This window comes from Terrisporobacter othiniensis (genome assembly GCF_000808015.1).
Lineage (GTDB): Bacteria > Bacillota > Clostridia > Peptostreptococcales > Peptostreptococcaceae > Terrisporobacter > Terrisporobacter muris.
The window spans coordinates 1-11,988 of the sequence record NZ_JWHR01000152.1; the positions used below are offsets into that span (position 1 = coordinate 1).

15 protein-coding genes are annotated in these 11,988 nt (G+C 26.4%); 5 read left to right on the top strand and 10 right to left on the bottom strand.

What is annotated here, in order from left to right:
- Nucleotides 1-20: 20 nt before the first annotated feature.
- Nucleotides 21-896, top strand: a complete 876-nt coding sequence (locus tag QX51_RS17855) for a GHKL domain-containing protein (RefSeq protein ID WP_408645583.1) — start codon at nucleotides 21-23, stop codon at nucleotides 894-896.
- Nucleotides 897-915: 19 nt separating this feature from the next.
- On the top strand, nucleotides 916-1,653 hold the full coding sequence (locus QX51_RS17860; RefSeq protein WP_052233154.1) for a LytR/AlgR family response regulator transcription factor: 738 nt from the start codon (nucleotides 916-918) through the stop codon (nucleotides 1,651-1,653).
- 19 nt (nucleotides 1,654-1,672) lie between these two features.
- Here the strand turns inward: QX51_RS17860 and ybaK are convergent, their stop codons facing one another.
- Together ybaK and QX51_RS17870 are read right to left on the bottom strand one after the other, a co-directional pair.
- A complete protein-coding gene (gene ybaK / locus QX51_RS17865) occupies nucleotides 1,673-2,155 on the bottom strand; it encodes a Cys-tRNA(Pro) deacylase (protein ID WP_200886415.1) in 483 nt (160 codons plus the stop codon).
- 98 nt (nucleotides 2,156-2,253) lie between these two features.
- Complete coding sequence (locus QX51_RS17870) at nucleotides 2,254-2,529, bottom strand: hypothetical protein (protein WP_039681262.1); 276 nt, start codon at nucleotides 2,527-2,529, stop codon at nucleotides 2,254-2,256.
- Nucleotides 2,530-3,071: 542 nt separating this feature from the next.
- On the opposite strand from QX51_RS17870, the gene QX51_RS17875 reads away from it, so the two are divergent.
- Nucleotides 3,072-3,878 carry a CotA family spore coat protein gene (locus QX51_RS17875; RefSeq protein WP_039681263.1) on the top strand — a complete coding sequence of 269 codons (807 nt, stop codon included), beginning with the start codon at nucleotides 3,072-3,074 and terminating at the stop codon, nucleotides 3,876-3,878.
- Between the two features lie 86 nt (nucleotides 3,879-3,964).
- On the opposite strand, the gene QX51_RS17880 is transcribed toward QX51_RS17875, so the two are convergent.
- Entirely contained in the window at nucleotides 3,965-5,566 is a 1,602-nt protein-coding gene (locus tag QX51_RS17880) for a hypothetical protein (RefSeq protein WP_039681264.1), read from the bottom strand.
- 117 nt (nucleotides 5,567-5,683) lie between these two features.
- On the bottom strand, nucleotides 5,684-6,598 hold the full coding sequence (locus QX51_RS17885; protein ID WP_039681265.1) for a hypothetical protein: 915 nt from the start codon (nucleotides 6,596-6,598) through the stop codon (nucleotides 5,684-5,686).
- Between the two features lie 183 nt (nucleotides 6,599-6,781).
- On the opposite strand from QX51_RS17885, the gene QX51_RS17890 reads away from it, so the two are divergent.
- A complete protein-coding gene (locus QX51_RS17890; RefSeq protein ID WP_039681266.1) occupies nucleotides 6,782-7,780 on the top strand; it encodes a hypothetical protein in 999 nt (332 codons plus the stop codon).
- A 23-nt stretch (nucleotides 7,781-7,803) separates the two neighbouring features.
- Nucleotides 7,804-8,268, top strand: coding sequence for a zinc-ribbon domain-containing protein (locus QX51_RS17895; protein WP_039681267.1), 465 nt, complete (start codon nucleotides 7,804-7,806; stop codon nucleotides 8,266-8,268).
- 44 nt (nucleotides 8,269-8,312) lie between these two features.
- Here QX51_RS17895 and QX51_RS20790 read toward each other — a convergent pair whose 3' ends face one another.
- The 6 genes from QX51_RS20790 to rpsD form a co-directional block, all read right to left on the bottom strand.
- On the bottom strand, nucleotides 8,313-8,480 hold the full coding sequence (locus QX51_RS20790) for a hypothetical protein (RefSeq protein ID WP_161791948.1): 168 nt from the start codon (nucleotides 8,478-8,480) through the stop codon (nucleotides 8,313-8,315).
- 134 nt (nucleotides 8,481-8,614) lie between these two features.
- Entirely contained in the window at nucleotides 8,615-9,625 is a 1,011-nt protein-coding gene (locus QX51_RS17900) for an ABC transporter permease (RefSeq protein ID WP_052233155.1), read from the bottom strand.
- Entirely contained in the window at nucleotides 9,615-9,932 is a 318-nt protein-coding gene (locus QX51_RS21330; RefSeq protein ID WP_242842775.1) for an AAA family ATPase, read from the bottom strand. Before QX51_RS21330 ends, QX51_RS17900 begins: the two co-directional genes overlap by 11 nt.
- Nucleotides 9,892-10,350, bottom strand: a complete 459-nt coding sequence (locus QX51_RS21335) for an ATP-binding cassette domain-containing protein (RefSeq protein WP_278246247.1) — start codon at nucleotides 10,348-10,350, stop codon at nucleotides 9,892-9,894. The genes QX51_RS21330 and QX51_RS21335 overlap by 41 nt, the downstream gene beginning before the upstream one ends.
- Before the next feature lie 152 nt (nucleotides 10,351-10,502).
- The gene (locus QX51_RS17910; protein WP_039681268.1) at nucleotides 10,503-10,808 is read right to left on the bottom strand and encodes a DUF1540 domain-containing protein; all 306 of its coding nucleotides are present in this window, start codon (nucleotides 10,806-10,808) and stop codon (nucleotides 10,503-10,505) included.
- Between the two features lie 127 nt (nucleotides 10,809-10,935).
- Nucleotides 10,936-11,529 carry a 30S ribosomal protein S4 gene (rpsD, locus tag QX51_RS17915; RefSeq protein WP_039681269.1) on the bottom strand — a complete coding sequence of 198 codons (594 nt, stop codon included), beginning with the start codon at nucleotides 11,527-11,529 and terminating at the stop codon, nucleotides 10,936-10,938.
- Nucleotides 11,530-11,988: the final 459 nt, after the last annotated feature.

Consider the following 11,988-nt stretch of genomic DNA (forward strand, 5'->3'; position numbering starts at 1 on the left):
TTTTCGTAGGAATTAATCTGATTTTATATAGATATGAGTTTTATAATAAAATGGACCTAGGAAAAAGAAATTTACTTAGCTTATTTATATCAATAATGTTATTTCTGATAATATATAATATATTTATTTTTACGCTAAATAGCTTGCATAATAAATTATTGATAAAAGGTGTCATCATATCCCTATGTGCAATAATAGTCATGCTTCTATGCCTATTTATTGGCTATGGCTTTTCAAAAGTACTTAATATGAAATATGAGTACAAATCTGAATTAAATAAATTGAATAATAAAATAGAACATAAAGACAATATTATTGCCAAGCTTAGAAGTCAAAAACATGATTATCTTAAACATTTGCAAGTTGTTTATTCTCTGCTTAATAATAATTTAAGCAATGATGCAAAAGACTACATCACAAACATATCTAATAGTTTTAGGTCTAAGACTTCTAGATATGGAAAAGTCTCTTATTTAGATGCCATAGCTTCACTAAAGTACGAAGAATGTCTTATGAAGAATATTAACTTTGATGTTTATATTCAGGACTTTATTGATAATTTAGTTATTGAGCCAAGCGATATGAGCTCTGTACTTTTAAATATAATTGATAACGCTATTGACTCTTTATCTACTATCAATAAGGACAATAAATATATAAAACTCTTTGTTTACGAAGATGAGTTTCAGTATGTTATATCTATAAAAAATAACGGACCACAAATTTACAATACTGAAAGCATATTTGAAGAAGGATTCTCTACTAAAGATGGCGATAACAGAGGTTATGGACTTTATCTTGTTAAAAATATTCTAGATAAATATGGTTATCACATTTTTGCAAGTAGTGATGAGTTCTTGACTGAATTTACAATTTTAATACCGAAATATTACTAAGGGGGGGGAGATAATTCTAATGATAAAAGTTTTGATATGCGATGATGATAAAGCTGTAAGAGATGATATAGAAAATATAATAAAAGATTCTGGATATGTAGACTATGTAAAAAAAGTAAAGAATGGTATAGATGCTATTGAGTTTATTAAAACAGAAAAAATAGATTTACTTATAATAGATATAGATATGCCTCATAAAAATGGAATTGATTGCGCTAAGGAAATAAAAAAAATAGACGCAGATGTTCATATCATCTTTGTGACAGGATTTGCTGATTATAGCTTAGAAAGTTTCAAAGTTCATCCTGTTGATTTTATAGTAAAACCTTTTACCAGTGAGAAGATTTTAGATTCATTAAATATTGCCATAGATCATATTAATTCTCATAAACTGGCTAAAACTAATTTTATTGAAGATACTTTGTTTGTTTATAAAATAAGAAAACAAGTTCATATGATTAATTTTGATGATATTGTTATGTTTGAAAAAAATTCTAGAGCTATCAATTTATATACTAGAAATCACGATGTTATAAAATTCTACGAGAATTTTGATGATTTATCTAAAAGATTACCTCCTAATTTTTTCACTACTCATAAACAGTACATAGTTAATCTGAAATTAATTCACAAGGTTATACCTATTAATAAATCTTCTCTTGAGATTAGATTTATTAATTTCGATGAAACTGCTACCTTAAGCAAGTCTTTAGAAAAAGATTTTCTTTATAGATTTTATAGAACAAAAAGATTCTAAGGCATACCAAAGGTATGCCTTACTTTATAATATCTGCATATTTAAAATTTATTATCTTCTGTAAGTCTTCAGGATTTAACTCAATTTGAAATCCTATTTTTCCACCACTTACAATTATCACTTCTAAACCCTGTCCACTTTCATGTACAAAAGTAGGATATAATTTTTTCATTCCCACAGGAGAACATCCTCCCCTAATATATCCTGTTACTTTATTAATATCTTTAACATGAATCATCTCCACATTCTTTTCCCCCGCTGCTTTTGCTGCTTTTTTCATGTCCAAACTTTCTGCCACAGGTATTACAAAAACATAAAAGTTCTTACTTGCCCCTTGTGCTACCAAGGTTTTAAATACCATATTTTCATCTTGATTTAATTTCTGTGCCACACTTATTCCATCTATATGATTATCATCAACTTCATAAGTATGCATATTATATTCGATTTTCTTAGCATCTAATATTCTCATGGCATTAGTCTTTTGTTGTTTTTTTGCCACAGTCTCATCTCCTTGTTAATTTTTCCAAATTAATATTACTATTTTATTATAATATAATTTTCTAAACGGATATATCCCATATCATAAAAAGTTGAATTTTATTTTACTTCTATAATATAGGCACTTGTTTGTGGTGGTATGCTCATTGTCATAACATTAGAATGATAAGCTACAACTAAATCACCTATATTTAAATCTTTTACAGTAATTTCATTGTACTTAGGATCCAATATCAAAGTTTCCTCACTTACAACAAGTCTTGTAAATGTATAAATATCCTTTGGATCTTCTCCTATAGTGATTAACTTATATCTTTCATCGTTACTATTCATTATTTCTACTATTACTCCTATTTTATAAGAACAGCATTTCATCATAACCCCTCCAATAATTCTATTTAATTATTTATATTTCTCTTCGTTAAATATAGTTACAACAATAGTAAAAAGATATATTTTAAAGCTACTGGAAAGTCTACGGATTGTATAGAGACCCTTTAATGAACAAATGTTGCATACCTGCTAATTATTATTTAGATAATAGTTTTATAGAAGTGAATCATTGCTTAAACGCTGAGACCAGTCCAAATTTCATATTTATATTCCCTAAATATGATTGTCGCTCTAATATCGATGGCATTTTCGAAATGGTACTTATTAATTATGAATTTCTGATGTATTTAATATGTTATAAAAAATTTTAAATGATTTATTATTTTATAAAATTAAATTATTCCTAAGTATATTAAAATTAATTCTTTAGTAATAAACTTAAGCATCTATTATTCCTAAAATACATCAATATTTAACAAAATTTTAGTTTTTTATACTTATTTTGTAACATTATTTTATCTTATAAATATATTATACTATAAGCTTCGAAAGCTTATAATATAATATTTGAAGGAGTAGATGTTATGAGTAATAATGGTTGGATGGTTTCAAGACCATGCCAAAACAATGAAGCACACCATTGTCCAGGACATAAGCCTGAGCCAAAACCTTGTCAAAAAGAAGATGATTGTTGTTGTAAAAAAGATATGCTAAAAGCATTAGAATTATTATTTAATGAAAAAATAAAAGAATATGTATGTTTCCACAAATTTTCATTTATTGGAAGAAAGTATTTAGTAGGTACTTTTTTAGAGAAAGATGAAATTGGTCATGATAATACTGCAGCACCTTGGGCTAAGTTAAAATCTATTGACCCTTGTCAATCCGATTATATAAATATATTGGCAAACGGTTTCTACTATCCAATTCCTACTACTGTTTATCACAAATATAATTATTTTGTGCCATATCCAGTTGATAAAGTATCACTATGTGATTTAGAAGCTATTCAATTTGAGTACTATCCATGTGTAGGTGGTTGGTCTTTTAAAGAAAGACTAACGTCATTACTAGATAAAAAACATCCATTTATGTGCTGTAAAGATGATGATTGCTGCTGTGGTGATACTACATTTAGAAATCTATCTTTTTCTACTAATAATGTAAATCTTACTGCTGGCTGGTTAGCTTTAAAAAATGCTGAAGTACTTGGCAGAGTAGGTAATGTATTAGTTCTTTCTGATACAAGTTCTAATAAAATCAGTTTTGTTTGCTTAGAATCTATCGGATTCTACGGTTCTTACTATGGGTTCGGAGGTGCATATGACACATTTGATGAACCTGTTACACCTGATGAACCTGCTACACTTGATGAACCTAATATAGAGTAGATTATAAGAATTCTATTAAAATTTATTTTCTGATTAAATAGTTAGGTGTGCACCTTCTTAAAAGAAGATGCACACCCTTTTTTATTTTATAATACTGAACTTATTTTTGATGTGGAGTAAATTGTTATACCTGAATCATTGTTATCCACTAACATGACCCCACTACCAACCTGTTTAATAACACCATTTATATCTTCTTCAAATGGTGTTGATATATTTTTCTTACTTGTTTCCACGCAGCTTACTAAACTAGTAGGCTTTTTCTCCAATTTCACATCTTCTACAACATAGTTTTTACTTTCAATAGTTTCCACTGACTTGACCATATCTATTTTTTCTATCTTATCTATTTTCGATACTGAATCATATTGAATATCTTTTATACTCTTTATTAGTTCTGAATTTTCTTTAGTAGCAACAAAAGCCGTTTCATCCTTATTCACTATATTATTTATAGTACTATTTGAAACATTAATAATATTATTTATGGAAGTTTCATTTTCTTCTTTTTTCTCTAGTATGTTGTCATCGTATTCAATATCTACAAAATTTGTAAAACTCTCCTTAGAGTAATTTATATCTTTAACTACTTGATTTATTATATTTTTATTTTTATCTATATTAACTAATATATTTTTTATATTATTAGGTACTATTGTTATAGTTTCCATAGATACTTTTAGTGGTTCAAAGGTTCCGTCATCAAGTACTATACCTATATAATTCTCCCCTGTTGGATCAAAGGTTAGGTATTTATCTTTTATTTCTTCTTTGTTAATATTTCTATTACTAGGTTCAACAATCAAAATATCTACAGTTTCAGGTTCAATTAATTGAATATCCGTATTAACATTGCCTATTATTTTTTCTTCATAATCAGCCTTTATATCTATCACTGCATTTGATTTTTTTTCTTTAATATCTTTAACTACTTTTGTAGACGATTGATTTGTAATTACTTTACAATCCTCCATATGTATATCTGTTACTACTCCCACTTCTTCTACTTTTATAGGTTTTGCAACTTCAACTTCATCAGAGTTATTAGTTAAAACAAGGATTTCTTCAGTTTCAATATCTTTTATTACTTTTTCTTTATTATTTTCTATGGAGCTTAACACACTATTCTCCTCAACATTTACTTTGAAGTCTTCCAAAACGGCTTTTCTTTTTATATCTAATGATGTATCGTGACTTAAAGCTTCCTTTTTATCCACAGATTTAATATTATTTATATAACTATCACATTTTGATCCCTTGCAACAAATTTTATTGATATTCTTTTTATTTTCATGTATATACCATTCTATACTCTTTTCCTTTGATGAGTTATTACTTCCTCTATAGTAGCCTGAATTTTTATTTTCTTGTATTATTTCCTTTTCAATAATATTTTCTACTTCTGTTATAAATATATCTTTAATCCTATCATCCAAATTAGTATCTAATATCTTTAATTTTACTATATCTTCTAAACGTAATGCTTCTTTATCTATTATTATTATGTTTCTATTCATTCTAATTAAATCTACATTATTATTAGTAATTTTTATTTCTTTTCTTACTCCATCTACCGTAATTATTTCCATATTAATTTCATTATTACTTTTATCTGATAGCGTATTTAATATATCATATATAAGATCAAAAACTTTGGCAAATATTTTATTATCATTCCTTTTACTCATTTTCCTTCACCCCTTTATCAAAAAAAACAAATCTTCTCATTATACATATGTATAATGAGAAGATTTTATTACATAAGGCTATGCTTAAACAATTAATAATTAGCCGTTTATATGTTTTTATCCATTGTAGTAACAGTTTGAACCAATTCTTCCATCTGTACATCCAATACTTCCTGGATTTGTATTTGTATATACTATAAGTTCCTCTTTTACAATAGCATATATTGTTTTGTCTATTAATAAAGTTGAAAAAGCATCTGCACAGAATTTATTTTTTGAATTAAAAGTTTGTGTTGCTCTTATACAATCAATTGAAAGACATGCATCAAAAACTTCTTCAAAGTATATTCTATTTCTTCCTGATGGTAAGCATATTGTTCCAAAGAAATCTGCTTTGTTAAATCCAAATCCTTCACATAATGATCCGCTAAATTCTTCAGTTTCTGCTCTGAAATCTTCACATCCTATTTTACCCTTAACTATAAGCTTAGCTTTGCAAATATGAAAATCTAGACAATCTTCACCTATTATAGTTTTTCTGCCTTCTTCACAACAATCAACATCTAGTGTCTTGCTTCCTTTGTATATGTTATATAATTTTTTCTTAACAGTATTTCCATTACATTCAAATTCACATTTGCAACTTTCAGATTCATTAGATGCACGGAAACATACTTCATTCTCTAGATTATCGATTCTCACTTCTATTTCTTCATCTATTAATCCTATGCATTTATATTTAACTATAATAGTTTTTATGCATATTTCATCCCCTTGTTTATAATTATCAAGTGGTGATGTTATACAAAATTGAATGTCTTTTAAATATTTTTTCTGTTTATCTTCTAAATTTACGCAGTCGTATATTCTGTCAGCTAATACTGGGATACCCTTCGCTGTACATATATCCAATGGAGCTGGTATCTCCTTTGGAGAACAACATCCCTCTTGGCATCTGTTTGGCTTTTCAATTGGTTCTGGTTTTTCGCATCCACAACAATCTTGACCTAAATTGTCTTTTACTTCACTCATGTCATATATCCTCTCCTGATTATTTATTTAGAAAAGACCATATTCTCTTCTTATATAAAATATATGATTTTAATGGGTACATGTTACTGTTAGATTAATATATTTATTATTTTTGATAATTTATGTATAAAAAATCGCCTTTTAATATACATATTAATATGAATATTTTTAAGGAGGGATATTATGCCTTTTATAAATAAAACCTCTATCTTAGTTGAAAATTCTATTAATAAAGGACTAACCTTGTTTGAACTTGGTAAAAATATTGTCTCTACTAATATAGATTCTGATTTAAATAATATAGATTCACGTATATTATTTAACGGCGAGTACTCATTTATAGACATTTGGCTAGATATAGATGATAAGGATAATATTTACGGTATATTAAATGATAAAAAAGGAAAACTTCAAAATTTAATTATAACTAGTGATAACGTTGATCTTAATACAATTATTAAATATGATTATAAAAATTTCTTTATAAAATTTGCTTATATAAAAAAATTGAATAGTGAAAATCATATATTCTATTACTCTATAGATAAAAAATATCCTTACTGTGCGTATATAATTCATTTATATAAATCATCAAATATTTGTAAGAAAACTAGAATTGATTTTATCAATTATAGCATCTTAACTAATTTCGTTATTACTTATAATAATAATGTTCCAACCATATTTTACTTTAAATTAATAGATCGTCATGAGGAGCTATTTTCATCTACATTTAATGAAAATCTTTATGCATGGTCAAGTCCTAAACAAATAACTAATTCTAAAAAAGATAAAATTTATTTATCTGCAATAATAGATAATGAAAATAACTATCATATAGTTTTTGCAGAAAATAATAAAAATAAGTACTATTGTAAATACATACAAGGAAACTTTATGGATAATAATTTTACTATTTCATCAGAAAAATATATCAGTAAGAATTCTATGTGTGTATTTCCTAATTTAATTTCTACTTGTTCAAAAATATATATTCAATGGATTGAATATTTCGACTTATATACCAGTGAGTCTTTAGATTCGGGAAAATCATGGTCAAAACCAAAATTGAATCATTCAGCATCAGATCTTCCTTTTCAAAGATATGAGTTCAGATCAAACAATAATATTTATAATACTTCTACTATCTACGCGCTAAAAAATTACAGTCCTCTACTATAAATATATTTTAAAGGAGATAAATTATGTTTTGTAAAAACTGCGGATTTAAATATGATAAAGAAAATAAATTCTGCCCTAAATGTGGTGCAAAATCAGATATGAATAATAAAGAAGATGAAAAAATAATAATTTTTAATCCTGACAATAAAAGTAATCATGAAGAATATTATAGAAATGGTAAAACAGGCAATAGAATTTACGATGAGTTTGCTAATCTAAAGCCTTATTATCAACTAGAATTTACAAAAATAAAAGATAGTGATGAAACTTATAAAGGTAAGTTTAATTTCTTTCCTTTTTTATTTTCTTGGATTTGGATGTTCACAAAGAAAATGTACGTTGGAGCTGTAGTATATATTATTGTAGTGGGAGTCTTAACTAATTATATACATGGCATTTTTTCCTTATTATTTGGAATACTAATGGGATTTAGGGCTAACTATATGTATTATAATTACTACAATAAGGGGACATATAAACTTTGGTAATTTAATAAAAGCAGTATATGTAAAGTTTACATATACTGCTTTTATTAAGTTAAAGATTTTATTATATTTTGAATTGTCATATTAATTTCTTTTTCAATCTTAAATTTATTGATTAATTTTGTAAATATAGGATAGGCATTATTTAAAAATGTTTTTCTTATTTCTTCTTTTATATAGTCTTGAGATATCATTTCCTGAATTATATAATTCACCCATTTACTCATTTTGTCAACTTACCAAATCCTATGTTTTTTTAAAGTAATTATATTTAGTATTGCAAATACTACTATAAATCCTATAAGTACTAGTAAGTCAGAACTAATTTGCTGTAAATTATAACCACAAGTCATAACTCCTCGTAGGGCATTACTGCATAAGTTAATGGCATACATTTTGATAAAATTTGTAAAGGATCTGCCATATTTCTTATGGAAAATAATCCACAGAAAAATACTTGGGGTACTATAACAATAGGTATAAACTGCATAACTTGAAGTTCATTATGTGCATAAGATGATACAAACATACCAAAACTTAAAGCACAAAGTGCTATTACAATACTTATTAATAGAATAAGACCTATACTTCCACCATTGTATATTTTAAGTACTCCTATGGAAAAAGCAGATATTATAGCCGACTGAACTATAGTAAATATACCAAATCCAATCAAATATCCAAAAACTATTTCATATCTTTTGATTGGTGTAGCCAAAAGTCTTTCTAAAGTCCCTGTTGTACGTTCCCTTAAGAAACTTACTCCAGAAATTAAAAATACAAAGAAAAATATAAATAATCCTATTAAAAGTGGTCCTATATAATCTATGGTGCTCATATCATTATCACCAAAATAATTGTATGATTCTATTTCTGTTGAACTTATATCTATAGAGTCAATTTTATTAGAAAAATCCTTATTCATCATATTTATCATAGGATTACTTTCTATATCTTCTATTATAGCTTTATTATCTTCGCCTTTTTGAGACATGTAATCCTTAATAGCTTCTTGTACATTTTTATTTAACTGACCAATTACTGAATTATCAGCTCCATTTAATAAAATATTCAATTCTTTCTCATCACCATAAATATATGCATCTAAAGCTTTATCTTCAAATTTTTCTTCAGCTTCTTTTTTATCCATTATATTTATATCATTATCATCATCCATAGAAGATAATATTTCCTTCACATTAGAATTTTCCACACCTATATTTAGTACGGCATCTTCATCAGTAAATACAAAACTCATTAAGGTTAAAACTAACATGGGTGCAACAATTAATAAACCTAAGGTTCTTTTATCTTGCAAAAACTGTCTTATTATTCTACAAACCATAGCATTAATCCTCATATACATCACCCCCTAGTTTTAAAAATACGTCTTCTAAAGTATTGCATTCATTATCTTCTATTATTTTATCTGGTTCTCCCACACAAATACATCTTCCATTTCTGAGTAAAGCCAATCTATCACAATAAGATGCTTCATCCATAACATGAGTAGTAATAAGAATAGTTACTCCCTTTTCTTTTAATCTATATAACTCCTGCCATATCTGCTTTCTAAGTAAGGGATCCAATCCAACTGTAGGTTCATCTAAAATTAGTATTTTGGGATTATGAATTAATGATATATCTATGGATAGCCTTCTTTTCATCCCTCCAGAAAAATTGCCTTACTATTTTTTTATCATCTTCATTTAAATTTACTAGTCCCAAACATTTTTCTATTCTACTTTTTCTTTCATTTTTAGGCACTTTATATAATCTACAATAAAATTTCATATTTTCTTCTATACTTAAATCCGTATAAAGAGCATCCGATTGTGATGTATATCCTATACCTTCTATAATTTGTGGATTTGGCACCTTTTTACCTAAAATAAATATATCACCTTGATTACTTCTTTCCATTCCCATAATAAGCCTAATTAAAGTTGTTTTTCCTGCTCCTGAAGGTCCTAATAAACAAAATATTTCTCCTGTTTCAATACTGAAAGATACATCTTTTAATACTTTTTGTTTTTTATAGGACTTACTAATATTTTTTATTTCAATACAATAATCTTTTTTCATTTTACGCCCCTCCAAAAATAAGTGATTACTCACTTTATTAAAAAGTAACCTAATCTATTTTTAACTACAACAAAAATCACCTTAATTAATAAAATAATTATAATTAAAAAAGACCTATCCTTAATACTTAAAAGATAGACCTTAGTTTTATTTTATTCACAAATAAATGTGTCACAAGATGCTTTATGTGCATCTATTCTTACATTTTCAGCAGTACAGTTTTTATTTTCGTTATATGTACAATTACAAGCTTCACAACTTATATTATTTGGATTAGTTCTTACATAGTTTACACCATTTGTAAATGAATTTGAACTTCTGTCTACATAAGAAGAACAAGTAGTTCCATCAGTTGTAACTGCCTGAGCTCCTCTAATATTTATAGCTCCTGCACTACACTCCATACTTTGGTTAAATGCGCAATTTGTAGCATTACATTTTAAGTTTCTTTTTTGCATTTTTTACCTCCTTAAATATATATTTCTTATTATTACCAAAATAAATAAAAGGATTCACTTTGCTTAAGATAGCAAAAAAGACTCAATAAGACATTCTATCATCTTATTGAGTCTTTTAATTTACTTATTATTTTGAGTAAAACTCTACTATTAGTATTTCATTTATTTCTATTGGTACCTCATTTCTTTCAGGCATTCTAATAAGTGTACCTGCAAAGTTTTCTTCATCCTTTGCTAAATAAGGATATACTACTAGCATTCTTTCTTGGAAATTAGTTTTAAACATTTCATTATTTCTAGATTTTTCTCTTAGAGAAACAGTATCTCCAACACTCACTGAGAATGAAGGTATATCTACTTTTTTTCCATTAACTAATATATGTCCATGAACAACCATTTGACGTGCTTGTCTTATAGAGTTTGCTAAACCTAATCTATAAACCACATTATCTAATCTACACTCTAACATTTGAATTAACGCTGTTCCTGTTGATTCTTTAGATTTTTCAGCTTTCTTGTAGTAATTTCTAAATTGTTTTTCTAATACTCCATAGTAAGCTCTTAGTCTTTGCTTTTCTAATAATTGAAGTCCATAAGGTGAAAGTTTTTTATCTGCTCTAGAAGTTCCTTTCACTGCTCTATCCATTGCTTTAGGATGTCCGCATACATTTAGTCCTAATCTTCTACATTGTTTAAATCTTGGTCCCATCATTTTTGCCATTGCTTTAATCTCCTTAAAAATTATTATTTGCCGCGATAATTTTTAAAGCCAATATAATTATATCACTGAAGAAGTTACTTGTAAATGATTTTCATTAGCAGTTAGTTCCTTGTTTTTATATAAAAAATATTATTTTAACTTCTCTATAAATTTCCACAAAAAAAGAATCCAGGTGCAGACTCCCAGATTCTTCTTAACAATTAAGAGTAATTTAAAAGTTAAAAATCAGTATAAAATATTTCACATAATATTAAGGTGTTTTTATGGCTTTTATGGTAAATTATTTTCTCTTATACTAAAATCTTTTGTTTTTTCAACTTTGATTATATTTTACCATAATGATATTATTTTGTAAATGATAATTGTTATCAATAATTTATTTTTTATTTTTATTTTATGTTTTTTAATTTATTTTTGAATATAATTAAAGTATGCTTTAATATTATTAAACTTTTTTTC